Origin of the sequence: Pistricoccus aurantiacus (assembly GCF_007954585.1) — a bacterium.
In the GTDB taxonomy this organism is placed as follows: domain Bacteria; phylum Pseudomonadota; class Gammaproteobacteria; order Pseudomonadales; family Halomonadaceae; genus Pistricoccus; species Pistricoccus aurantiacus.
The window spans coordinates 661,821-685,600 of sequence record NZ_CP042382.1 but is presented as its reverse complement, the minus strand read 5'-3'; the positions used below and the strand labels follow the sequence as shown (position 1 = coordinate 685,600).

General features: G+C 60.7%; 25 protein-coding genes. 9 read left to right on the top strand and 16 right to left on the bottom strand.

The features are described from left to right. Window positions 1–105 precede the first annotated feature (105 nt). Both nei and FGL86_RS03240 read left to right on the top strand, forming a co-directional pair. Window positions 106–927 (top strand): endonuclease VIII, encoded by an 822-nt coding sequence (nei, locus tag FGL86_RS03245; RefSeq protein WP_147183251.1) that lies wholly within the window; start codon window positions 106–108, stop codon window positions 925–927. Between the two features lie 37 nt (window positions 928–964). Then, complete coding sequence (locus tag FGL86_RS03240) at window positions 965–1,348, top strand: LysE family translocator (protein ID WP_222433788.1); 384 nt, start codon at window positions 965–967, stop codon at window positions 1,346–1,348. 11 nt (window positions 1,349–1,359) lie between these two features. Here the strand turns inward: FGL86_RS03240 and FGL86_RS03235 are convergent, their stop codons facing one another. Both FGL86_RS03235 and FGL86_RS03230 read right to left on the bottom strand, forming a co-directional pair. Continuing rightward, window positions 1,360–1,764, bottom strand: a complete 405-nt coding sequence (locus tag FGL86_RS03235) for a type II toxin-antitoxin system VapC family toxin (RefSeq protein ID WP_147183250.1) — start codon at window positions 1,762–1,764, stop codon at window positions 1,360–1,362. After that, window positions 1,761–2,018 (bottom strand): AbrB/MazE/SpoVT family DNA-binding domain-containing protein, encoded by a 258-nt coding sequence (locus FGL86_RS03230; RefSeq protein ID WP_147183249.1) that lies wholly within the window; start codon window positions 2,016–2,018, stop codon window positions 1,761–1,763. The genes FGL86_RS03235 and FGL86_RS03230 overlap by 4 nt, the downstream gene beginning before the upstream one ends. Before the next feature lie 84 nt (window positions 2,019–2,102). On the opposite strand from FGL86_RS03230, the gene purU reads away from it, so the two are divergent. Further along, window positions 2,103–2,969: a formyltetrahydrofolate deformylase gene (purU, locus tag FGL86_RS03225; RefSeq protein ID WP_147183248.1), complete on the top strand. Its 867-nt coding sequence runs from the start codon at window positions 2,103–2,105 to the stop codon at window positions 2,967–2,969. 10 nt (window positions 2,970–2,979) lie between these two features. On the opposite strand, the gene FGL86_RS03220 is transcribed toward purU, so the two are convergent. Together FGL86_RS03220 and FGL86_RS03215 are read right to left on the bottom strand one after the other, a co-directional pair. Then, window positions 2,980–4,098 (bottom strand): baeRF11 domain-containing protein, encoded by a 1,119-nt coding sequence (locus FGL86_RS03220; protein WP_147183247.1) that lies wholly within the window; start codon window positions 4,096–4,098, stop codon window positions 2,980–2,982. A gap of 196 nt (window positions 4,099–4,294) precedes the next feature. After that, window positions 4,295–5,365 (bottom strand): NAD(P)H-dependent flavin oxidoreductase, encoded by a 1,071-nt coding sequence (locus FGL86_RS03215; protein WP_147183246.1) that lies wholly within the window; start codon window positions 5,363–5,365, stop codon window positions 4,295–4,297. A gap of 307 nt (window positions 5,366–5,672) precedes the next feature. Here FGL86_RS03215 and FGL86_RS03210 point away from each other — a divergent pair, with 307 nt between their 5' ends. From FGL86_RS03210 to FGL86_RS03195, 4 genes are all read left to right on the top strand, one after another. Beyond that, entirely contained in the window at window positions 5,673–6,407 is a 735-nt protein-coding gene (locus FGL86_RS03210) for a Crp/Fnr family transcriptional regulator (RefSeq protein ID WP_147183245.1), read from the top strand. 116 nt (window positions 6,408–6,523) lie between these two features. Beyond that, window positions 6,524–7,231 carry a succinate dehydrogenase iron-sulfur subunit gene (locus FGL86_RS03205; RefSeq protein WP_147183244.1) on the top strand — a complete coding sequence of 236 codons (708 nt, stop codon included), beginning with the start codon at window positions 6,524–6,526 and terminating at the stop codon, window positions 7,229–7,231. 184 nt (window positions 7,232–7,415) lie between these two features. Beyond that, window positions 7,416–7,817, top strand: coding sequence for a putative zinc-binding protein (locus FGL86_RS03200; RefSeq protein ID WP_147183243.1), 402 nt, complete (start codon window positions 7,416–7,418; stop codon window positions 7,815–7,817). Between the two features lie 62 nt (window positions 7,818–7,879). After that, window positions 7,880–8,905 (top strand): GlxA family transcriptional regulator, encoded by a 1,026-nt coding sequence (locus tag FGL86_RS03195; protein WP_147183242.1) that lies wholly within the window; start codon window positions 7,880–7,882, stop codon window positions 8,903–8,905. Here FGL86_RS03195 and FGL86_RS03190 read toward each other — a convergent pair. The 6 genes from FGL86_RS03190 to FGL86_RS03165 all read right to left on the bottom strand — a co-directional run bounded on the left by FGL86_RS03190 (window position 8,902) and on the right by FGL86_RS03165 (window position 14,628). Beyond that, window positions 8,902–10,284 (bottom strand): BCCT family transporter, encoded by a 1,383-nt coding sequence (locus FGL86_RS03190; RefSeq protein ID WP_147183241.1) that lies wholly within the window; start codon window positions 10,282–10,284, stop codon window positions 8,902–8,904. The two genes, FGL86_RS03195 and FGL86_RS03190, sit on opposite strands and share 4 nt — an antisense overlap. A gap of 133 nt (window positions 10,285–10,417) precedes the next feature. Then, a complete protein-coding gene (locus FGL86_RS03185; protein WP_147183240.1) occupies window positions 10,418–11,236 on the bottom strand; it encodes an alpha/beta hydrolase in 819 nt (272 codons plus the stop codon). Beyond that, window positions 11,236–11,691, bottom strand: a complete 456-nt coding sequence (locus FGL86_RS03180) for a thioesterase family protein (RefSeq protein WP_147183239.1) — start codon at window positions 11,689–11,691, stop codon at window positions 11,236–11,238. Before FGL86_RS03180 ends, FGL86_RS03185 begins: the two co-directional genes overlap by 1 nt. Beyond that, entirely contained in the window at window positions 11,691–12,662 is a 972-nt protein-coding gene (locus FGL86_RS03175) for an L-carnitine dehydrogenase (protein ID WP_147183238.1), read from the bottom strand. Before FGL86_RS03175 ends, FGL86_RS03180 begins: the two co-directional genes overlap by 1 nt. Next, window positions 12,659–13,567, bottom strand: a complete 909-nt coding sequence (locus FGL86_RS03170) for a beta-keto acid cleavage family enzyme (protein ID WP_147183237.1) — start codon at window positions 13,565–13,567, stop codon at window positions 12,659–12,661. The genes FGL86_RS03175 and FGL86_RS03170 overlap by 4 nt, the downstream gene beginning before the upstream one ends. Before the next feature lie 164 nt (window positions 13,568–13,731). Next, window positions 13,732–14,628 carry an AraC family transcriptional regulator gene (locus FGL86_RS03165; protein WP_147183236.1) on the bottom strand — a complete coding sequence of 299 codons (897 nt, stop codon included), beginning with the start codon at window positions 14,626–14,628 and terminating at the stop codon, window positions 13,732–13,734. A 254-nt stretch (window positions 14,629–14,882) separates the two neighbouring features. Here FGL86_RS03165 and FGL86_RS03160 point away from each other — a divergent pair, with 254 nt between their 5' ends. Then, on the top strand, window positions 14,883–16,259 hold the full coding sequence (locus FGL86_RS03160) for an NAD-dependent succinate-semialdehyde dehydrogenase (protein WP_147183235.1): 1,377 nt from the start codon (window positions 14,883–14,885) through the stop codon (window positions 16,257–16,259). Window positions 16,260–16,425: 166 nt separating this feature from the next. Here the strand turns inward: FGL86_RS03160 and FGL86_RS03155 are convergent, their stop codons facing one another. The 4 genes from FGL86_RS03155 to FGL86_RS03140 form a co-directional block, all read right to left on the bottom strand. Then, the gene (locus FGL86_RS03155; protein WP_246131719.1) at window positions 16,426–17,520 is read right to left on the bottom strand and encodes a DUF1513 domain-containing protein; all 1,095 of its coding nucleotides are present in this window, start codon (window positions 17,518–17,520) and stop codon (window positions 16,426–16,428) included. Window positions 17,521–17,681: 161 nt separating this feature from the next. After that, window positions 17,682–18,671, bottom strand: a complete 990-nt coding sequence (locus FGL86_RS03150) for an imelysin family protein (protein ID WP_147183234.1) — start codon at window positions 18,669–18,671, stop codon at window positions 17,682–17,684. 14 nt (window positions 18,672–18,685) lie between these two features. Next, complete coding sequence (locus tag FGL86_RS03145) at window positions 18,686–20,095, bottom strand: di-heme oxidoreductase family protein (protein WP_147183233.1); 1,410 nt, start codon at window positions 20,093–20,095, stop codon at window positions 18,686–18,688. A 94-nt stretch (window positions 20,096–20,189) separates the two neighbouring features. Then, window positions 20,190–21,461, bottom strand: a complete 1,272-nt coding sequence (locus FGL86_RS03140) for an imelysin family protein (protein ID WP_246131718.1) — start codon at window positions 21,459–21,461, stop codon at window positions 20,190–20,192. 155 nt (window positions 21,462–21,616) lie between these two features. Here FGL86_RS03140 and FGL86_RS03135 point away from each other — a divergent pair, with 155 nt between their 5' ends. Then, a complete protein-coding gene (locus FGL86_RS03135; protein ID WP_147183232.1) occupies window positions 21,617–22,378 on the top strand; it encodes a sulfite exporter TauE/SafE family protein in 762 nt (253 codons plus the stop codon). Here FGL86_RS03135 and thiE read toward each other — a convergent pair. Further along, complete coding sequence (gene thiE, locus FGL86_RS03130; protein WP_147183231.1) at window positions 22,359–22,979, bottom strand: thiamine phosphate synthase; 621 nt, start codon at window positions 22,977–22,979, stop codon at window positions 22,359–22,361. The genes FGL86_RS03135 and thiE overlap by 20 nt on opposite strands. Beyond that, entirely contained in the window at window positions 22,969–23,769 is an 801-nt protein-coding gene (gene thiM / locus FGL86_RS03125) for a hydroxyethylthiazole kinase (protein ID WP_147183230.1), read from the bottom strand. Before thiM ends, thiE begins: the two co-directional genes overlap by 11 nt. Between the last annotated feature and the right edge of the window lie 11 nt (window positions 23,770–23,780).

The window sequence follows — 23,780 nt, the reverse complement described above, 5'->3', positions numbered from 1 at the left end:
GCCATTATGAACTGGTTTAATCGGTTCGAATATTCCGATGACGCTCATGCTCAAGGCGGTTCATGAAAATGTGGTCGAGCGGGACATGCGACTGGGTGCTATGCGATGCCTGAAGGCCCCGAGATTCGACGCGAGGCGGATCGGCTGGCTAAGGTACTCGTTGATGAGCGATTGGAGGATGTTTCCTTCGGCCTGCCACGGCTCGTGCAATACGAGTCGCGGCTTGCAGGCTGTACCGTCAGCGCCATCGACACCCGCGGCAAGGCGCTGCTCACCCGTTTCGACAACGGGCTCACCCTGTATTCCCACAATCAACTCTATGGCCGCTGGTACGTCTGCCAGCGTGATGGGTATCCGGATACCGGACGCAGCCTGCGGGTGGCGCTGCATACCGCCACCCACAGCGCGCTCTTATACAGCGCCTCGGATATCGAAGTGCTCGATGAGGATGAATTGGCTCAGCAACCATTTCTCAGACGAGCCGGCCCCGACCTGCTTTCCGAAGATCTTTCCGCCAAGGCTGTCGCCGAGCGGCTGCGCGGCTCGCGGTTTCGGCGTCGCGCGCTGCAGGCGTTGTATCTCGATCAGAGTTTTATTGCCGGGGTGGGGAACTACCTGCGCTCCGAGATCCTGTTTCATGCCCGGGTCGCGCCCGGCGCGAGCCCCCAGAAACTCGATGATACCGCTATTGCCCGCTTAGGTCGCAGCACAATGATCATCGGTCGGCGTGCCTATCGGACCGCGGGCATCACCAACCCGCCGAGCCGGGTTCGGGCCTTGAAAGCTCAAGGCTATAAGCGCGCGGATTATCGCTTCGCGGTTTTCGCTCGGGAAGACCGGCCCTGCTACCGCTGCGGCAGCCTTATCCGCCGTACCACCGCCTCATCGCGCCGGCTTTATTGGTGTCCCGTTTGCCAGGCGCCGTAAGGGAATGGATTCATTGAGTCGGACCACCTAGCTTGGCGTGCTTTATCTCTTTTACATGGCATGGAGCATTCTGCGGGAGAATGGCGCGCTCGACGTATCCGATAATACGGCCAAGGCGGGCATGTGGCGGGTCGCTGTCAGAGGAACGCTTCTTAACGTGCTGAACCCGAAGCTGTCTCTTTTCTTTCTTGCCTTCCTGCCCCAGTTCATTACACCGGGCTCCGGGAATGCCACCTTGGCTCTTGTTGGCCTTGCCGCGGCTTTCATGCTGATGACCTTCGTGGTTTTTGTGGGCTATGGGGCCTGCGCTTCTCTCGCTCGCGACTATGTGATTCGTCGACCGTCGGTATTGAGATGGTTCAGGCATGCCTTCGCCCGAGCCTTCGGTTTCCTGGGAATTAAGCTGGCGAGTTCAGAGTGATGACAAGCAGGCTATCCTGCACTGGTAGTAGGCAAACCAAGCGCTCGACGGTCAAAGGTATAGGTTGCCGAGTAGGGTTCACCTTTCAATAGGGCGATGAAGGCCGCCTTTCTGGCGATTAGAGCGTCCGGAAAATCCGCGTTCGTTTGCCGATAATCCTGCAGGGCATGCCATACCGTTGCATCGTCTTCGAAGATCAGCGTCGGCTCTTTCAACAGGCTATCGATGACATGCATAAGCGCTGGCTTGTCGGCGCGGTACTTCTTGCCTTTCAGTGTCCAGAGCGTTTCGACAAGGACGACATCCGTGATCAACACCAGGCTATCGCCTTGGATCAGCGTCTTGGCTTGACTGGCCTGAACCTCGTCATCCTGCAACAGGTAACGCAGGAGCACATTGGTGTCGATGGCAATCACTCCGTCGAATTCCGACTGGTATCGCGCTGCTCCAGCGCATCCAGCAAGGAGGCTTCATCACTCAAGGAAATGTCGCCCTCAAGTTTGGCGAGTGCGCCTTCAGCCGCTCCGCAGCGTTGTTTCATCAAGGTAATTTGACCGTCATGAATGAACACCTTGACCTTGTCGCCGGGAGTAATGCCTACTTCTCGGCAGAGGTCGATGGGTAGCGTGATCTGCCGCTTCGAACTGACGGTAGCCAACGTCTTGGTCATTAGGGTTGCTCCCTTTCGGACAATAACAATGTAATGCCCATAATCTTTACTTCCCCATAATAGTAAAGTTTGCAAGGAGTCGCCATGAGCACCAAAGATACCTGGATTCTCGCCGCCCAGTGTCCCAGCCGTCTGGGTACCGTGGATGTGGTCACTCGGTTCTTGAAGGAAAGCCGCTGCTATATCACCGAGCTCAATTCCTTCGATGATCGGCTGAACTGTCGCTTCTTCATTCGTGTGGAGTTTCGCCCGGAGGAGGATGGCTTCGACAGCGAGGTTTTCCAGGCGGAATTCGCCGCCCGGGCGATGGAGTTCGACATGAGTTTCGAGCTGACGCCGCCGGGGCGGCGTCTGCCGGTGGTGATCATGGTCTCCAAGGCGGATCACTGTCTGAACGATCTGCTCTATCGCTATCGCACCGGGCAGTTACCCATCGACGTGCGAGCGGTGATTTCCAACCATCCGGATCTCGAGCCGCTGGCGGCCTGGCACGGAATTCCCTACCATCACTGCCCGATCACCGCACAAACCAAGCCGCAGCAGGAAGCCGAGGTGTGGCGGATCATCCAGGAAGCCGGCGCGGAGCTGGTGATCCTGGCCCGTTACATGCAGGTGCTGTCACCGGAGATGAGCGAACGGCTCAGCGGTTGGGCGATCAATATTCATCATTCCCTGCTGCCGGGATTCAAGGGCGCCAAGCCCTATCATCAGGCCTATGAGAAAGGCGTCAAGCTGGTCGGCGCCACGGCGCATTACATCAACGACGACCTGGACGAAGGGCCGATCATCACCCAAAGGGTCGAGCCAGTGGACCACAGTTACTATCCGGAAGACATGGTAGCCAAAGGCCAGGACGTGGAATGTCTGACGTTGGCTCGTGCGATAGGATATCACGTGGAACGCCGGGTCTTTTTGCACGCCCGGCGCACGGTGGTGTTCGCGCGAAGCTGAGGAAAATATCCTAGATCGGATAGCGCAGGATGGCAGCCAGATCCTTGCCTTCTGGAATGTCAGCCCTGCGCACGGCCAGCACTCGAGCCCCCGAACGCAGGGCGCGGCCGGTGATTTCATCGACCACGCCATAATTGAAGGCGTCGCCTTGGGAGCCGAAAGTGACCTCGCCGGTTTCCTCGTCGACAAACCCATCGATCACGCCATCGATATCCACCAGTAGGCTGTCGATGCCACCGAAGGTGGCCAGGCGAGCGGCGTCGGAGATATCCGTGGTCGTTCGATTCTGGCCCCTTCGTCTTTCGAACAAGCGATGAAAGTCCTTGATCTGGCTTGCGTAATGCTCATCGAGTATGGGCCTTGCGGCAGCCGCCAGTTCCGCCGCGCTCAAGCGGTCGGGGCTTCCCTCGATGGCCTGGGGGAGAACGGTAATGGTGCACCGTGCCCGGAACAGCGTCTCCAATGGCTTGGCCGCCGCCAGCACCAGCGGAACGTTCGAGCGCATGAGGATAGGTCGTAGCGCGGCATCGATCTTGCGCACATATCGCGCCAGGTGAAAGTTCTGTCCCTTTGCGCCATGCCTGTGACCGGTGCCGGTATAGTCCTTGGTTGTCGGTTCGCCAATGACGTCGGCGGCATTTTTGGGCAGATCGGGAACCTCGATCTCGGTGGCCGATGCGTCCGAAGACATTTCGATCAATCTGGCGGCGTTTTCCGAAAGCGCCAGGACATAGGCGGCGTGCGAGAAAGTAATGGCGCGTAGCAACGGCTTGAGATGGAAGCGGTCGGACACCTCCACGATAGCGTTCAGCTTGTTCGCCAGGCGGTAGGTGCGCAGCGATTCCGGCGTCGCCAGAATCGCCAGGCTATGTGCCTGATGATTCCAGAAGTCGTCATCTGCCAGCAGTTCCTCGAACTGCTCCTGTAGAGCCCATATACGCCGTTTGTCAAAATCCTCTGCTTCAAGCTGGCCGATGGCCTTCTTGACCAGATTGCCGAGGTTGATCCGGCTCTGCTCGATATCGCGGGTGATGGGAGTGGTGGGTAGATAGACTGAAATGCATGCATCAGACCGAACCAGGTTGAGATCGTCGATTTCCTCGGCGGTTGGCATGTCGAGGTAATACATACAGAAAGCCTCATGCAAGTTATTGATTATTAAATAATAACAGCTGAGCCAAGGAATAGCCAAAGTCTGTCGATCGGGTCAAGTCTCACATCGCTCGGCAAGCGAAAAGAAATGCTGTTTTTCTTATGCAGGGTAGGTTTTAGAGTAGCCCTATTATCGCCGTGACGCTTTTTCAAGGCGTGCGTTTCGTTTTCTGTCAGCCGCCGCTACTTCTGCTTTCTTCTCGCAGTAATGCCATCAAATCCGCGGCAGGCAGCTCGCGGGCCAGGGGCGCCCCTTGTCCCGCCCACTGAGCGGCAAATTCATGATCGCCGAGTTTGGAAGCCGCCGCATTGAGCCGTTTGGCCGCATCGTAGGCCACCGGATAGTCCGCGGGAGGCGGGCTACCTTTCGCTTCGCCGAAGGAAATCAGCCGATTGACCATGCCGCGCGCAGGTCGGCCGGATAGCACTTTCGTCAGTCGTGTCCGTTTTGCTTTCTCGCTTTTCAGGCTCTCGCGATAGGCGTCATTCGCCGATGACTCGGGGCATAGCACGAAGGCGGTGCCAAGCTGAACGGCAGCCGCGCCCAGATCCAGAGCCGCTTTAATGGCATGGCCGTCCATGATGCCACCGGCGGCAACGATCGGAAGGCCTGTCTGGCGTAGCAGCAGGCGGACGAGCACCAGGGTGCTCAAGTGCTCATCGTTTGCCTCGGGCTCGAAGTTGCCTCTGTGTCCGCCGGCTTCCATGCCTTGGGCCACGATGGCATCGATTCCGGCTCGCTCGATCTGTCTTGCTTCGTCCGGGCAGGTTGCCGTGGCCATCGTATAGATGCCTGCCTCGCGCAATGAGGCGATAACGTCCGCTGAAGGTAGGCCGAAATGGAAACTGACCACGGCTGGACGCAGTTCGAGCAGCATTTCAAGCGTCGCGGCGTCGTCGATGAAAGACCGGTAGATTTCCTCGAGGCCGCTGGGAGTTTCCAATCCGGTTTCTTCGAATAGCGGTGAAAGATAGTCAAGCCAGGCGGCTTCGATCTTGGCGTCACGCTGCGCCGGCGCGTGGCAGAACAGATTCACGTTGAATGGTCGAGGCGTCAGACGTTGGGTTTCCTCGATCATTTTCCGCGCCTGGTCAGCCGTGCTGGCACCGATGCCCAGTGAGCCTAGCCCGCCCGCATTAGAAACCGCTGCCGCTAGTCGGGGCGTGGACACACCGGCCATCGGCGCCTGAATAATAGGATGTTCGATACCCAATCGCTCGAGAACGCTGGTAGAAGAAGACATGGCGGTTCCTTTTTCAAAGACAAAGCATTCGATACCGTTCGTTCCCGTATACCGTAACCATGCGGACCTGGTCTTGAGAAGAGAATCAAGTATGCAGGCTCTAAGTTCGCGATAGGGCGGGCCTCAACGGGCAAGGGCAACATCTGATTCGTCCGGTATCATGCTGCTATTCTCGCTAGGATTAACATCGAATTGATCCAAGTCACGGCTATTCGTTGATTTTCGAACTATGGTGATTGTTTAGCTCGCAACCTGTGTTTCCGAGTTATCAACATGAAGGGGCGGTTCAGCCCCGTGGAAGAACAACATGATGGAACCTTCCTTACCCGATGACCCGACATCGAGCACGTTTCAGCCGGCGCAACTTCGTGAACTGGTGTTGGGTGTACCTTGGCTTGCTCAGCTAGAAGCGGAAGAGCTGGAAGCACTCTTGAAGGACGCCAGCATACAGAGCCTGGACGCTCACCATTGGCTTTTTCAGCAGGATGAACGTGCTCAATGGCTGTACGTGGTGATCAACGGCGCGGTACGACTGGTACGCACCACCTCCGATACCCGGATGGCGACGATCCGTTGCGTCGAGCAAGGCGATACCTTGGGGGAACTGAGCATGGTTTCCCAGAAAGGCGAATATCTCTATTCTGCCGAGGCGCTGCGGCATACTCACGTGCTGCAGATCGACGCGGCCCTCTGTCGCGAGATCATGGATCGGCAGCCGAAATGTCGTGCGGAATTCATGAGTCGTCTGGCTCTCGAGCTCACCGAGCGCCTGGAGGATCTGGCTCTGCTGACCCAAGGCGATGCCATGATTCGTCTGGCCACCTACCTACTGCGACGGCTTTCCGACGAGGACGCTCCCGAGCGCGTTGTCAACCTGACCATTCCCAAGTACTGGCTGGCCGCGCAACTGTCCATGGCCCCGGAAACCTTGTCGCGCCTGCTTTCCAAGCTGCGCGAGCTCGAGATCATCGATGTGGATCGCCAGCGTCTGGTGGTGCGCGACGAAGTTCGCCTGCGCAAGCTGACCCAGTCCGTTTCTTGAATGCGTCAAAAGTGAGATAGCAGTCTGCATCAAAGATGCAATTAAAATGCTTGTTAAATTCCTCCTTCTTTCCTAGTGTCAAGGTAATGAAGAATGTTTGATCGGGGGAAATAACGATGTTTACCGTCAAGCTGTTCCGCTATCACCCAGAACTCGACGAGACGCCTCGTATGCAAAGCGTCGAGGTCGAGGATCGTTTTCGCAAGGCCATGGTGCTGGATGTTCTGGAGCATCTGAAGCAGCAGGATGCACAGCTGGCCTATCGACGCTCCTGCCGCGAGGGGGTTTGCGGCTCGGATGGGATGAACATCAACGGCAAGAACGGGCTTGCCTGCATCACGTCGGTGGAGGAGGTGCTGGGGCGCTCCAACACCCTGATCCTGCGTCCTTTGCCCGGCATGCCGGTGATCCGCGATCTGGTGGTGGATCAGACCCAGTTCTTTCGTCAGTTCGAGAAGATTCATCCTTATCTGATCAACGATGAACCCGATCCGGCTATCGAGCGTCTGCAGAGCCCTGCAGATCGCGAGAAGCTCGACGGTCTCTACGAGTGCATCCTGTGCGCCTGCTGTAGCTCCGCCTGCCCCTCCTGGTGGTGGAATCCGGAGAAGTACATCGGTCCGGCGGGCTTGATCCAGGCCTATCGTTTTCTGATCGATAGCCGCGATACCGCGACGGTACAGCGGCTTTCCGAGCTCGAGGATCCCTTCAGCGTGTTTCGCTGCCGTCAGATTGGCAACTGTACCTGGGTGTGTCCCAAGGGGCTCAATCCGTTACGTGCCATTGGGCATATCAAGGCCATGCTGCTTGAACAGAGCACCTGAATTCGAGATGAATTCACCCAAAAATTGATCGGGCGCAATGTTCCCCTGCTAATTATTGGCCATACTGGTCCTCATTCCCCGGGCTCTCTCTTGAGAGCTCGGAATTTGCCGTTTTCTGAGATGTTCTGTCAGCGGCTTCTACAGTTACTTTCCTGTCAATTATTTTCTAAAACAAGGAGGATTCATGGCAGTGTCGTCATCCAGGAAACCTCGCACTCTCGTGTATTCCTGCTCCGGCTGTTCCGATGTGGCCCAGCTCGCCAACGAAACGGCGATTCGTCTTGACCACACCGGCGTGGCGGAAATGTCCTGCATCGCCGGGGTCGGCGGCGGCGTGCCGGGGTTGGTGAAAGTCGCTCGCTCCGGGCGCCCCATTGTTGCCATCGACGGCTGCCAGATGCACTGCGTCACCCATTGCCTGGAAAAGGCCGGGGTCAGTGCCACCGAGCACGTCAAGCTCTACGAGAAAGGCTACAAGAAGCGCCGGGGCCAGCGCTATGGCGATGAAACCATCGCCGAGGTGTGTCGCGACGTCAGTGATATCATTGCGCGATTGCCCATGAACGCGGAAGCGAACTGCGCCTGATCCAAGGCGTATTATCCGAGCGTCACCCAGTCTTTCTCGTTCGCCCTTGCTAGACTCGCCCCATGCGACTCGAATACCTGGGCCCCAGCCCCGAACCCATCGGCTTTCTGCTGCTGCCGCGCTTTTCGATGATGGCGTTCTTCTCCGCGGTGGAGCCGCTGCGGATCGCCAATCGGATCGCCGGGCGGCCACTCTTCGACTGGATTCTGATCAGCGAGGACGGCGCCCCGGTCACTGCCTCCAGCGGCATGACCCTGGTGGTGGATCAGTCCATCGCCGAGGTGCGTCACTTGCCGTCTCTGGCGGTATGCAGCGGTTTTCATCCGGAAGCCGCCATCAGCCGAGAGCTGCTGGCTTGGCTGCATCGGCTTGATCAGTCGGGCTGTGCGCTGGGCGGGATGGATACCGGCTGCTTTCTGCTCGCGGCGGCGGGGCTGCTCGAGGGCGAGCGGGTCACCCTGCACTGGGAAAGCCTGCCGACGTTTCGCGAGCGCTTTCCCGGCATCAGCACTTCGGATGAGCTTTATGAACTCGGACACAGGCGCTTCTCCTGTGCCGGAGGAGCCGCCGCCATGGACATGACCCTGGAGATCATCGCCCGGCGCCACGGCTCGCGTCTGGCGGTGGATGTCTCCGAGCAGTTGGTGCATGAGCGCATTCGCACGAGAAGCGACCAGCAGCGCAGGTCCCTGGCCCAGCGTCTGGGCACCCACAAGCGCCCGCTGGTCGAGGCAGTGGCGCTGATGGAGCGTCATCTGGAGACGCCCTTGAGCCTGACGGAAATCGCTCGGCGCGTTCATGTCTCGCCGCGCCAGCTGCAGCGGCTGTTCGAGCAGGAACTGCAGGACAGGCCTCGGGACTATTACCTGAAACTACGCCTCAAGCGGGCCCGGCAGCTGCTCGAGGAAACCGATCTGGACGTTCTTTCCATCGCCCTGGCTTGTGGCTTCTCCTCAAGCTCGGGTCTTTCCCGGGCCTTTCGTGGCCACTACGCCATGTCGCCGCGCCAGGTTCGCAATACCACTTTTGACAGCACTACGTTCGACGACGCTACCAAGCCTGACGCGGCATCCCGGCAAGGCAGTTAGCTTGCCGTCTGCTTGGCGGCGGCGCGATTGCGCATGACTCGCACCACAAAGGCCGCACCCAGGGCAAATACGCCGATGGCCACCGGTATGGCGGCAACGGAAATCAGCGTCAGGATCACCTTGTAGATATCGCCTCCCAGCAGGTTGATGGAGATCGCCAGTCCCGCCATGGCGATGATCCAGAAGATCCGCGAGCGCTTGACCGTCAGCATCTCGCAGACCAGGCCGGCGGAGTCCGCGCTGGTGACGAAGAACAGCAGGATGTTCAGAGTCAGCACGATGGAAAGAATGCCGGTGGCATCGAGCTGGGCGATCAGCGAGAAGACGTCATCGACGTTCTCGGATATCCCCGCCAGGCCGAAGGTAGTGAACCAGAAGCAGGAAATCAGGCTGGGGGCGATCAGGATGCCGAGCACCATCTGGCGCAGGGTGCGACCCCGGGAAATCCGCGCGATGAATACCCCGGTGAAGATGAACCAGCCGTACCAGGACGCCTCGAAGGCGTACAGCCAATCCGCCAGCCAGGCCTTGCGCTCCGGATCGCCCAGACCGATATCCGTGGCCATGGCCGGGTAGCGCACCAGGTATTCCGGCAGCAACCGCCCCAGAGTCGTAATAATCTCGAAGGGCTGGGTCAACAGAAAGGCGGCGAACAGCAGGATCAGCGCGAACAGGCTATTGTAGTTGCTCAGCCACTTGATGCCGCGATTGAGCCCGGAAGTCGAGGAAGCGATAGCAAACAGCGCCAGCACCGCGATGATCAGACTGGTGTTGATTTCCACGCCGAACCATTCGACGAGACTCGCCTGAATGGGGTTGCTGGCATAGGAAAAGGTCAATGCCAAGCCGATGACCGTGGACACCACCAAGCTGACCAGATTCAGCTTGCTGAGAAAGCCGTTGCCCAGCAGTTCCTCCGCGGGCTTTTCGATGCCCATGTTGTAGAGGGCGTAGGAAAACATCACGCCCACGGCGAGATAACCCACCCAGGCCAGCAGCGCCCAGTGGTTATAGGCATGAAGCAGCGACTCGTCCAGGCTCATGCCTTCTTCCAGATGCGCCTGAGGCTCCGTGACCCCCCAGGTTACCAGGGCGATGCCCATGCCGGTGGCGAACAGCATGCCCATCCAGCTCAGGGTCTTGAATTCCGGCTCACCGCTGCCGAACTTGATATTACCCCAAGGGGTAAAGCAGATGACGATAAAGAACAGCGAGGCCAAGAAGGCGGGATAGGTGAAGATAAAGCCGAAATTGCCGACGACCTGCTGCTTGATAAGATTGAGGTAATGCTCGAACTGGCTGGGAAAGATCGCCGTGATGGCGATAAGGATTATGATGGTGGTGATCGAAAAGATCGACGTCAAATAACTGCGTTGCATGGTTGTTGGCCTTGTGTGTTGGAATTTTTACGTGAATGTTCGTTCGATCGCGCCTCGTGGATTAAAGGAAAATGAGGATGAAATGGACACATGGATGACACTTGGCGACAGGCAGATTGTCGCGCGTATTGTTTCAGCTTAGGCGAACCCGCAGCGCTTCGCAGAATTCTTGCCAGGCATCGCCCATGGCGGGAAGGCTAGCCCAGGCATGCAGGGCGCCATGCACCATGTCAGGCGCCACACGATAGCTTACCTCAGCACCAAAGGCACGCCAGTCATCTACGGCGTTGAAAAGAGGACGAGTCAGCGGATCGTGTTCCACCGCCAGTACGTCCATACGCGAGGCTGGCGGAGTATCAACGGGGATATCCGGCAACTGATCGGCAACCTGCCGCCACAGTGTCAGGATATCCACCCGGGAAAGCAGCGGCGCATCCGGCCCCAGCGCCTTTACGCTCGGCTTGCCCACCGGGGGGTAGATCAGCCCCAGCGGCCCTTGCCAGTCGCCGCCGTAGGCCACGTCCATGGCCAGTCGGGCGCCGGCGCTATCGCCGACCAAGGCATGAGGCGCACAGACCACCACTACTCGCCGACAGTCTTCCAGGGCATCCCGATAACTTGCCTCCGGAGCGAGGCGATAGTCGACGCTGACCACCTCTCGTCCGAGTTGCTGGGCCAGGCTCGCCGCCACGCCGTGATGGCTTATCGTCGAGCCCAGGTTCCAGCCGCCGCCGTGGCAGTAGACGACACAGCCCCGCTGCGGCGAGCCGGGCAAGAAGCGCCGTACCGGCACGCCTTCCACCTGGTCGTCGTGAATACGCATGCCGGCGGGATCCGCCGGGGCGAAACTGGCGCAAATTGTATCGTAGCGCCGACGTGCTTCCTCGATGGAAACTCCCCCGAGGGTTGCCAGGCCCGCCTCGAAGCGGCGGATAAACGTATCGATATCCACTAGCGGCGAATTCCGATCCTGCGTCCTGCCAGGCTCGGCCATTGTTCCGTATCAGCCTGGGGCAAACGATCGATGCGCTCCGCCACCGAGGCTGGAAACGGCTCCGGACGACCGCTGTCGCTGCCCATGCCCATCAGCATCTGCTCGCTGGTGGCAAGGGTTTGACCGTCCTGGTCCTGCATCTCCATGAAGACGTGAAGCCGCTTGGCGTCCTGATCCAGCAGGGTCACCTCGACGCCGAGGGGCTGGCCTTCATGGGCCTCCCGGCGATAGCACAGATGGGTTTCCAGGGTGTAGATGGTGTAGGCGTGCTCGGCGCGGCCCGCCTCATCCAGACCGATATGATCCATCAAGGCTTCCAAGGCCAGGGAAAAGACCCGAGCGTACTCCGCGTCGTTCATATGGCCGTTGTAGTCCACCCACTCCGGGGCGACTCGGGTGTCGAGAATGCGCATCAGATACGCCCCTCGAGCCCTTCGGCTTCCGGCCAGTATTTATGTACCAGATCGAGCAGCTCCACCAGAAAGTCGTCCCGGCGCTTATCGAGCTGCGCGACGGGACGATCGGCGGCCTGGTGTTCGCAGCCTTTGACGACCTTGTCTATCAGCTCATCGGTGAGCTCCGGAGCTTCCAGCTTGGTCCAGGGCAGCTTCAATGCCGGGCCGAACTGTTCGAGCATATGGCGCATGCCCGCGTCGCCCCCGGCCAGATGGAAGGTCAGGAAGGTGCCCATCAGCGACCAGCGCAGGCCGCAACCATAGACCACAGCGGCGTCGATTTCCTCGGTGGTGGCCACGCCGTCGTTGACCAGATGCAGCGCCTCGCGCCATAGGGCTTCCATCAGCCGGTCGGCGATATGACCCTCGATCTCCTTGCGCACGATCAAGGGGCGCATGGCCATGTCCCGATACAGCGCCCGAGCGGTTTCCATCTGCGCGGCCGTGGTAGCCTCGCCTCCCACCAGTTCCACCAGGGGCAGCAGATAGACCGGGTTGAAGGGGTGAGCGACGATCACCCGGCCCGGCGCCTTGGTGCAGTCCTGCTGCAGATCCGTGGGCTTGAAGCCGGAGGTAGACGAGCCGATGATGGTGGCACTCGGGGCCGCCGCATCCAGCTTGGCGAGAATCTCGCGCTTGAGCTCGAGGCGCTCCGGCACGTTCTCCTGCACCAGGTCCGCGTTCTCGACGGCTGCTTCCAGGCTATCGACGAAGCGCAGCCGCTCCTGACTGGCGCCGTCTGCCAGGCCGAGTTTTTCCAGGGAGGGCCAGGCGTTTTTTACCGCGTTGCGGGTACGCGCCTCGGCCCCTTTCATGGGATCAAACGCCACCACGTCGAAGCCTTGTGCCAGGGCCCGGGAAATCCAGCCGTTGCCGATCACTCCGGTACCGATGACGGAGAGTTGCTTGCTGGTGTGTTGCTCGCTCATGCCTTTTCTCCTGCGGTCTTTCCGGTGTCCGGGTCGCGAAGCTTGAGGTGAGCGCGGGTTTCCGCCGGGGTCATGACCTTGCCACCCAGGTTCTCGATGATGCCGGCGGCCTTTTCCACCAGTTGGCCGTTGGTGGCCTTGACCCCTTTGCTCAGATACAGATTGTCCTCCAGTCCGACCCGGGCGTGACCGCCGAGCAGCATGGCCTGGGCGACCATGGGCATCTGCATGCGACCGATACCGAAAGCCGCCCAGTTGGCGTTTTCCGGCAGCTTGTTGCGCATGGCCAGCATGGTCTCGGTGTCCGCTTCCGCGCCCCAGGGAATGCCCAGGCACAGCTGGAACAGCGGATCGCCGTCGAGCAGGCCTTCCTGCTGCAGCTGGCGGGCGAACCACACATGGCCCAGATCGAAGCACTCGAGTTCCGGCTTGACCCCGGCGGCTTGCACCAGGCGAGCGTGTTCCCGCAGCCAGTCCGCGGTGTTGATATAGACCATGTCACCGAAGTTGAGGCTGCCGCAGTCCAGGGTGCAGAGTTCCGGCAACAGCTCGCCTACCGGGGCGTGGCGCTCCGCCGGGGTCTGCATGTCGGTGCCCGGACCGCCCCGGGTCGGATCGTTGGCATCCGGAATCCAGTCGCCGCCGCCGCCGGCGGTGATGTTGATGACGACGTCTTCGTTCGCTTCGCGGATGCGCCCGACGACTTCCCGGAAGTGTTCCATGGAATGGCTGATGCCGCCGGTTTCCGGGTCGCGCACGTGCAGGTGCGCCACGCTGGCGCCCGCTTTCGCCGCCTCGATCGCCGCATCGGCGATCTGCTTCGGGGTAACGGGCACGTTGGGGTTCTTGTCGGCGGTGTCGCCGGCGCCGGTCAAGGCGCAGGTGAGAATGACGTTGCGATTCATCTGGGCGTCTCCCTAGTTAAGTGACGCTTAGTGTGGTGGAGAACCTGCCGGATGAATCGCCGTTATGCGACGCTTTATTGTCATTTTACGACAAGCTGTGTATCGCATCATTTGTTCGAGCTACTGCAGCAACGGAAACGTCTGTGGTGAAGTTACCTGTCGGCTCAGGATACCTGCAGGGCACGTTCCTCCTTGCGATGCCGCAGAGGCGAGGTGCCGAAGCAGCGCTTGTAGTCGCGGCTGAACTGGGAAACGCTGCGATAGCCGACCGCCTCGGCGATCTGATTCACGTTGTAGGCCTCCTGAACGAGCAGCTGCTGCGCCTTGATCAAGCGCAGCCGCTTGAGATATTGCAGCGGCGAGGTTTGGGTGATCTGCTTGAAGTGCTGGTGAAAGGTCGAGAGGCTCATGTTGGCCTGGCTCGCCAAGGCCTCGACCGAGACTTCCTCCGCGTAGCAGGCATGCAGCCGTGACAGCACCTGGACGATTTGCGAATAGTGGCCCTGGTGATTCACCAGAGCGCGAAGCGCTGCCCCCTGCTGGCCCTTCAATGCTTCGAACACCACATCGCGCTCCCGCAGCGGTCCCATGGCCGCGGTCTCGGCGGGGTCGTGCAGTGTCTGCAACAGTCGTACCACCGCGCCCAGCATGCCGGGGGTCATCGATACCGAGGCCATGGGCACGGGCGGTTCTTCGTCCTGGTCGTCGTGCTCACCCATGGCCGCGACCAGTTCCCCCAGCAGCGCTGGATCCAGGCGTATCGATACCCCCAGCAGCGGCGACTCGGGCGACGCCTGAGTCTCGCACTCGAAAGGCAGCGGCAGGGTCTGTACCAGATACTGCCCTGGGCCATAGTGAATCTCGCGGTTGCCGAGGTAGCCGATCTTGTAGCCTTGGGCGACGATATTCAGGCTGGGTTCGTACATCAGCGGCGTTCGTGGAATGGGCCGGCGTAGCGCCATCAGCGTCACCGATGGCAATGACGTTCTGGTGTAGCCGTCATGTTCGATCAAAGGCGCGATCAGTTCGATCAGGACATCGGTCGATGGGAATGCAGGCATCTTGGGCTCCGTGATTCGGTGCGGGACGATTATGCCAATTTATATCCTCATTGATCCTCGAGGGCGTCTTGATTCAGCAGGAATGTGCAAAAATCTCGCAGAAATGTTGGTCTCATTCCCTGGCTGCACTTCCTATAATGCTTGGCATTGTTCTGGCATTCACACCAATCGAAGAGACCGGCCAAGGAACAAGGCTTGCGTCAGAACCCCGTTCCAGACGGGTTTTATGAACCATTGCAAAAAGGATGAATGACATGGCGAAGACGTATCAGACGATCAATCCGGCTAACGGCGAGACCCTTGCCACCTATGAGATGCTCAGCGACGAGCAGGCGTTGCAGGCGCTGAAGGATTCCCACCAGGCCTTTCTCGAGTGGCGCAAGACCAGCCTCGAGGAGCGCGGCAACATCCTGCGGGAAATCGCCAAGCGCCTGCGGGCCAGCAAGGACGAGTACGTGGCGCTGATGACCCGGGAGATGGGCAAGCCGATTTCCCAGGGCGGTGACGAGATCGAGCTGTGTGCCGCCATCTGTGAATACAGTGCCGATAGAGCGCCGGAGGAACTGGCGGATGAAGAGCGCGAACTCGAAGGCGGCCGTGCGCTGGTCAGCTATCAGCCCATCGGCGTGATTCTGGGTATTCAGCCCTGGAACTTCCCGTTCTACCAGGTCATTCGCTACAGCATCGCCAACATCATGGCGGGCAACACCGTGCTGCTCAAGCATGCCCCCAACGTCTGGGGGTCCGCGGTGGAAATCGAGAAGGTCTTTCTTGAGGCCGGCCTGCCGGAGAACGTGTTCCGCAATCTGCTCATCGACGCGGATCAGGTCAACCAGCTTATCGAGCACGAACACGTGCGCGGCGTGACCCTGACCGGCAGCCCGCGGGCCGGCAGCGCCGTGGGGGCCAAGGCCGGCGAGTGCCTGAAGAAGTCCGTGCTGGAGCTGGGCAGCAACGATGCCTATCTGGTGCTGGACGACGCGGATATCGATCTGGCGGTGGAAACCTGTACACAGGCCCGGATCTTCAATAACGGCCAGACCTGCGTGGCCGCCAAGCGCTTCATCGTGGTGGATTCCGTCTATCAGCAGTTCCGCGACAAGTTCGTCGAGAAGATGCGTCAGATCGAATACGGCGATCCCACCGACGAGAACACTATGCTTGGCCCCATCGCTCGCGACGACTTGCGCGATACCCTGCACGATCTGGTCAAACGCTCTGTCGACGCCGGTGCGACCTGCGTGTTCGGCGGTGAAATTCCCGACGGCCCGGGCTATTTCTACCCCAGCACCGTGCTGGAAGACTTGAAGCCCGGCATGCCCGCCTATGACGAAGAGCTGTTCGGCCCGGTGGCATCGTTGATTCGGGTGAAGGACGAGGACGAAGCCATTCGCGTGGCCAACGATTCCCGCTACGGCCTCGGCGGCGGCATCTTCTCCAAGGACGAGAAGCGCGCCATCGATATCGCACGCAACCTGTTCGATACCGGCATGGTCAACATCAACGGCTATCGCATCGCCCAGCCCCAGCTGCCCTTCGGCGGCGTCAAGGACAGCGGCTACGGCCGTGAGCACGGCGGCTTCGGCATGAAGGAATTCGTCAACGTCAAATCGATAATGATCGTCGAGTGATTCGCGATCCAAGCTGACGACGTGATGCAATCGAAAGCCCCGCATTCGCCAGGATGCGGGGCTTTTTGTATGAAGGGATTTCAATGACCTGGATTCAGGCAGTGAAGGCAAACCCGGACTTATCCGGTTCACTTGTGTAGATACCGCGTTGAAGCATCGCAAGCCCTTACGCCAGGGTCAGATGATTGTCCCAGTGTAGCGGCAGGGTAGTGAGCCGTTGTGGCGTGCTGGCCTCGCTGCTCAGACGATAGAGCCCGCCGCGACCGGAGGAGATCAGAAAACCATCGCCATAAGCAACCACGCCGGCGGCGTCTTCCAGCTCTGACTCATTCAACAGCCTGCCGTCGCGGGTATCGAGGATCAGCACCCGATTGCCTCGGGGGGCGGTGATCGCGGCGTGCTTGCCATCCCGGGAGACGGCGATGCTGGCGATATAGTTGCGTAGTCGGGGAGTGAGAGTTTCCGGCAGCGTCAGCTCGTGGAATTCGCCGCTTTTGCCGTCCAGCCGGGCGATCAGCGGCGGGGTTTCCCATTCCGGCCCCTGGAACTGATAGCCGAGGATTACCGTGCCGTCCGGCGCCACGTCCAGATGGCGACAGCTCAGCTGATGGTGAGAAGGGGTGTGGCGGGCGTGAATTTCGCCGCTGTGGCTATTCATCAGCAAAAGCGCCGGGGCCATGCTGTCCAGATTGAGCTTGACCCGGCCGTAGTCCGGGTGGGTTTCGATGCCGCCCAGGGCGACGATCAGGGTTTCGCCGTCCGGATGCAGGCGCAACTCATGGGGGCCGATGCCGTCAAGCGACAGCTCCTTGACCGGTCGATAGTCTTTCCGGGCATCGTAGACCTGCACGATACCTTCGCGGGTCTCGAAACGATTGGCGGCGGCGTAGAGATAGCGCCCGTCCGGACTGAACACCCCGTGACCGTAGAAGTGGCGGCCTTCACTGGCAGCAACGCTTAGCTGCTTTTTACCGGTGGCGGTATTGACTACATGAAAATGCCGGCCCGGGCGACGGGCGAACATCACGACTTCCTCACGGCCTGGGCGCCGGGTGCCGCCGTGGCAGCGCTCCGGCACCTGGCTGATAAAGGCCAGTTCGCCTTGGGCAGTCGCCCCGGCCAGGCAGTGACGGCCCCGGGCATCGTCCACGGCGCTCAGCAGCAGCGGTTCGCCCTCTGGAACCTTTCCCCAGGCCCAGGGCATCTGCGCCAAGGCCCCCAGTGTCAGACTGTTCTTGAGGAAGCGGCGACGATTCAGCATGCTTGGAACCTAATTTATGATCTAGCGAGTTAGTGTCAGACAAGGCAAATTCGGACGAAAAAGCGGAGTTTGCTGGTGTAAATGAGTATTTTGATCGGACTCGCGCACGAGGCCGAATTTAACGACGTATGACCGACACGCAGTAGATCATAAATAGGTTCTCAGTCTCCGTCGCTGGAATTGAAGCCCTGCTTGATCTCCAGAGCGGAAGCGATGTCCTGATTGACCAGCCGGCGCAGCTTGCCCACCTGCAGATACAGGCTCTGCAGTTGCCTGTAGTCTTCGTCGTTTTCCAGGGCCGGGGCCAGGCCCGGCTTGAGAGACGCTGCCAGCTCCCGAGCCTTGGTCAGCTCGGTTTCCAGCTCCTGGGCAAGCTCCGCTTCGTCTTCACGTTCCAGCAGCGCCTTGGCGCCGGGCAGGAAGCTTTGTTCCAGTCCCGCCAGGGAGGCTTGGATCAGGGCGACGGATTCGCCGCTGCGCCAGGCGTCCGCAAGGTAGCCGTTGCGCGGCTTGCCGCGTAGCCCCATGGGCTCGGCGATGCGTTTTTCCTCGAGGATTTCCAGGCCGTGCATGGCGCTTTTCACGGTGGTGTCCGTGTAGCCTTCGGTATTCAGGTAGTGATCCTCGAAGGCCTGCCAGTCGTCGCTCAAGGCTTGAGTCGTGGCGGTCAGATGCTCGGCGATGGCACTAAACAAGGCGCAGGCCTGGGGAGAGGCGATATCTTCCTCGACCAGCAGATATTCCATAGCCGGGAAGCCCTGCAGCGCCACGCTATCCGCCTTGATCTGCTCTGCGGTGGGCGGATTCGGCGCTTTCAACCAGGCGCTGACCTTCTTGGCGACCAGGTTCTTGCGATCCGGCCAGAACTGCAACTGCCAGGCGCGGCTTTGCTGCTCGATGGGACCGAAATCCACATAGCGCACCCGCTGCCAGGCCCGATTGGCCGCGAGCCATTCCTGACGCAGCGTCGCTTTATCCTCGCAGCCGTTTTCCAGATTGTTGGCGAGTTCGGTGCTGGCTTGGTGCAGCATCTGATACTGCTCGCCGATGGTGCCATGCCAGAGCGCCTTGGGTTCACCAGCTTGTGCCCAGGTAACAGTGGGGATAGCCAAGGTGAGGAGCAAGGCGGATAAACGACGCAGTGATGTCATGGTGATCCTGGATGTTATAACGATTCGAGAAAGCGTAGCAGCGCCTGGCGCTCTTCACGGGGCAGGTTGCGATAGCCTTCCCGGGCGGTTTGCGCTTCGCCGCCGTGCCAGAGGACAGCCTCTTCCAAAGTGCGGGCGCGGCCATCGTGCAAGAAACCGGCGCGAGGATTGACGGTCTGCGCCAGGCCGATACCCCACAGCGGCGGAGTGCGCCATTCCCGGCCGCTGGCCTGGAATTCCGGGCGTCCATCCGCTAGATCTTCGCCCATATCGTGAAGCAGCAGGTCGGTGTAGGGCCAGATTGTCTGATCGCTCAGTTCCGGGCGGCCTTCCATCTGGCCGGTCTGGTGACGCGGCGTATGGCAGGCGGCGCAGCCTAGAGCGTTGAACTGCCGGGCACCGGCCTGCACTTGGGGATCATCCATATCCCGACGCGCGGGCACCGCCAGGCTGCTGGCGTAGAAGGTCACGAAATCGGCGATCTTGTCGCTGACTTCCGGTTCGCCGCCGTGGGGAATATCGCCGCAGCGCTGCTTGGGATCGCAGTCCGTCTTGAGGTTCAAGCTCGAGGTCAAGCCCATGTCCCCGGCGAAGGCCCCCAGGCTCTGCTGCTCGATACTCACTTCCCCGGCCTTCCAGCCGAAGCGGCCCAGCTGGATGCTATCCGTGGCGCGATTCCAGGCCTGGTTGGGTCGCCCGGAGACGCCGTCGCCATCCGTATCCTGCGGATCGGCACCCGCCAGAATATCTTCCTCGGGAATCGCCTCGAGCAGCCCCAGGCCGATCATCGGCGGCGCCATCCGGGGGGAGGTCAGCAAGTCTTCCGGCAGCGACCCGTAGTTGAGATTCTCGATACGATATTCCGGCACCTGCAGGCTTACCTTGCTGCCGTCGTCGAGTTTCACCTCGCGCTCGCGGTATTTCACCACCATATCCGCCTCGGGCTTGAAGCTCGGCAGGGCGGCGTTCTGCAGCTGAGTTCCATAGACCGGTGCGGGCTTGACTCCCTGGCGCTCGAGCAACTCGGCGTCCTTATCCGGGTCCGCGGGCACCGACAGACGCAGGAACAATGACACCGGGGTTTCCCCCGGCGCCGGCGGGTGGCCGCGACCGTCCTTGATATGGCAGCCCTGGCAGGAGTTGGTGTTGAACAGCGGCCCCAGGCCGTCCCGAGCTTCGGTGCTGGACGGCGCCTCGACCCAGGGATTGCGGAAGAAGCTGTTGCCGACGCTGAAATCTAGACGCTTGGTCATCGACTGGTTGGCCAGCGGCAGGGAGTAGGCGTTGTGATCGAACTGCTCCACCGTGCCGGCGTCGCCGCTCTTGGACGTGTCCTGCAGCGGATACGGCTGCGCATGGACGCTGGCGGTCAGCCCCAGCAACCAGGCGCCAAGCCAGTAGATCAAGTGACGCGATGCGTCCATTAGCGAACCTCGTAAAACGTTTGCGGCGAGACCTTCTTGGGAAAACGGTCTCAAGAAAAGTCTCGCCGCAGCTCATGGGTCTTATAAGAAGAAATCAGAAGGCGTGGCCGGCGGTATCCGGCTCCAGGGACTCGATACCCAACTTGCCCGCGGCCTGCTCGATGGAGCCGGTCTGTTCCATCAGGGCAAGAATGGCGCCGTTGATCATCTCGCTGCCTTCGCTGTTGCCCGGTGCGATCATCATATCGAAGGTCATCGGATCCTGTCCGGCTTCCGCAGTCTGTTTCAGGGTATCCAGCGCCGCCATGGAATCCTCGAGCTGCTGGCGCAGGGTGTTGTCCAGTTCGGGATTTTGGCTTGTCACTAGGTCGGCAAGCGCCGGGCCTTCGAGGGTCTCGCCGTCCACCCGCTCGTAGCTGCCGGTATAGACGTTGCGAATGCCCATGCCGTTGTAATAGTGATCGTTGTGGGTGTTGTCGCTGAAGCAGGAGTGCTCGTCCTCGAAGGAGTTGGCTTCCAGGGCGACCTTCATGCGCTCCCCGGCCAGCTCGCCAAGTGACAGAGAACCCATGCCGAACAGCATGCGCTTCAAGCTTTCCTGGGGATCGAGTGCCAGCAGCTCGGCACGGTAGTTGTCGTCCTGGTTCGGCGCCCACTGCTGGGTCATCCATTCCAGGTCCTCGACCAGCAGATCCGTGGCGGCGTCCAGATAGGCGGCGCGGCGCTCGCAGTTGCCGCCGGTGCAGTCATCGCCGGTCTGGTAGTCGCTGGGCGGGCGCTCGCCGCTGCCTGCCTCGAAGCCGTGCAGGTCCTGGCCCCACAGCAGGAATTCGACGGCATGATAGCCGGTGGCCACGTTGGCTTCCGAGCCGCCGATCTCGTTGAGATCCGCCAGCAGTTCCGGAGTCAGGTCGCTGACGTCCACGGTCTGGCCGCCGACGTTGATCTCGCTGCTGGCGATGATATTCGCCTTGGCGCCCTGGTTGCCCAGCTCGTGCTGATAGTCGTCACCCTCGACGTAGTCGATCATGCCCTCGTCCAGGGGCCAGGCGTTGACCTGGCCTTCCCAGTCATCGACGACCGGGTTGCCGAAGCGAAAGACTTCCGTCTGCTGATAGGGCACGCGAGAAGCCAGCCAAGCCTGCTTGGCGGCTTTCAGGGTTTCGGCGTTGGGGTCGTCGATGAAGGCATCAGTGGCTTGGTCGAGTTCCTTTGCCGTCACCAGGGCGTCCTGATAGTTGGCATGGGCGATATCCGCATAGTGTTCCACCACTGCCTGGGGCGATACGTCGTCTTGGGCGAAGGATAGGCTGCTCAGGCTAGCAAGGCTGATCACCAAGGGGGCGAGGTGAAGACGAGACGTCATGGGTGGCATCCGTGAATGAGAGTGATTTACTTTCACGAGTATATTTACCTGAGACTGAGTTGCAATGCTTTCACATCGTATTGCGGTAATTCGCTGCCAAACGACCCGGTGATGCTTTATGGTGAACCCCGTTTTCTGCTGCAAGAGTGTCGGCCTTGTCGTTTCTCGAGCTATTATCGCCGCTTCCTCCCGGGCTCAATCTGAGCCTGACGCTGCTTTCCCTGCTGACTTCGGGAATTTCCGCCAGCGTGGGGATCGGCGGCGGGACGCTCTTGATCATGGTGATGGCGCAGATCATGCCCGCAGCCGCCCTGATTCCGGTACACGGCATGGTGCAGCTGGGTTCCAACGCCGGGCGGGCGGCGCTGACCTGGCCGCACATCGATCGTCAGGTGATCGCGGTATTTCTGCCCGGAGTTATCGTCGGGGCGCTGATGGCGGCCTGGCTGCTGGTGCGATTGCCGCCGGGGGTGCTGGAGCTGTGTATCGCCGGCTTCGTGCTGCTGTCCTGCTGGGGGCCGAGCTTGCCGAAGCGTTCCTTGGGCAACAAAGCCACCTTCGCGGCGGGGGCGGTGACCACGCTGCTGTCGAGTCTGGTGGGAGCGAGCGGCCCGCTGGTAGGGGCTTTCATCAAGCACAGCCAGACCGCGCGGCTGCCCCGGGTGGCCACCTTCGCCGCCTGCATGAGCCTGCAGCATCTCAGCAAGGCCTTCGTGTTCGGGGTGGCGGGCTTCGTCTTCCGGGAATGGCTGGGCCTGATGCTGGCGATGATCGTCGCCGGCCTGCTGGGCACCTGGCTGGGACTGAAGCTGCTGCGCGGCCTGAGCGACCAGCGCTTCGACACCCTGTTCAAGTGGATGCTGACGCTGCTTGCCCTGCGGCTGATCTGGATGGGCGTCAGTCGGTTGAGCGCTTGAACTCCTGCGCCGCCGCCTTGGGATCCTTGGTGGCGCAGATCGCCGAGACTACCGCGAGCCCCTGGGCGCCGGCCTTGCGTACCGCCTCGACATGATCTGCCTTGAGGCCGCCGATGGCGACGCAGGGAAGCGAGCTGGCGGCGGCGAGCTCCTCCAGACCGTCGAAACCCAAGGGAATATCGTGATCATCCTTGGTCTGGGTGGCGAAGATCGGGCCCAGACCCAGATAATCCAGTGGTTCCTCGTTCACTTCGCGCATCTGGGCGTGATTGCTGACCGAGAGCCCAAGAATCGCGTTCGGTCCCAGGGCCCGGCGCGCCGCCGCCACGTCGCCGTCGCTTTGGCCCATATGCAGTCCGTCCGCGCCGGCGGCCAGGGCCACGTCGAGACGGTCGTTGATGATCAAGGGTACGCCGCTGCCCGCCAGAGCCTCCTTCAAGGCCTTGGCCTCTTCGATCATGTCCGCGTCGGAGGCGTGCTTGTCACGCAGCTGTACCATGCTGACGCCGCCTTCCACGGCGGCCTTGACCGTTTCCACCAGGCCTTTTTCCGCACACAGGGCCGGGTCGGTGATCAGATACAGAGAAAGATCAAATTTCATCCGACATCTCCAGGCGTAGGTAGGTATCGATCTGCTGGCCGTCCAGTCGATAGAGGGTGTCCAGGAAGGCGACGGCGAAACTACCGGGGCCTTGGGCGCGTTGAGCGGCAATTTCGCCGGCAATGGCATAGCTCACCAGCGCCGCCAGGGTTGCCTCGAAGTTATCCTCGGTATCGGCCAGAAAAGCGGCGACGACGCCGGATTGCGCGCAGCCCAGGGCGGTGACTCTGGGCATCAGGGCGTGGCCATTGGCTACCTTGGCCTGACGCTTGCCGTCGGTCACAAAATCCACCGGGCCGGTGACCGCGACCACGCCGCCGGTCCGGTTCGCCAGGGCGATCGCCGCCTGCTCCGCCGCCTCGACGCTATCAGTGCTGTCCACGCCCCGCCCCGCACTACCCTGGGCCGCCAGGGCGATGATCTCCGAGGCGTTGCCGCGAATCGCCGTGGGCTTGAGTTCCAGCAGTCGAGCGGCGGTCTCCCGGCGAAAAGCGGTGGCCCCTACCGCCACCGGATCGAACACCCAGGGAGTGCCGACATGCCGCGCAGTCTTGGCGGCCAGTTGCATGGACTCAACCCAAGGCGCGGAAAGGGTGCCGATATTGATACACAGCGCGTCCGTCAGAGCGGCGAATTCCTCGACCTCCTCCTTGGCATGCACCATCGCCGGAGAAGCGCCGAGGGCCAACAGCACATTGGCGGCCAGGTTCATGGCCACGTGATTGGTGATGTGTTGCACGAGGGGCGCGGTTTCGCGCAGACGGGCAAGGTGAGCGGCACAGTCGGACATGCAGGGAACGC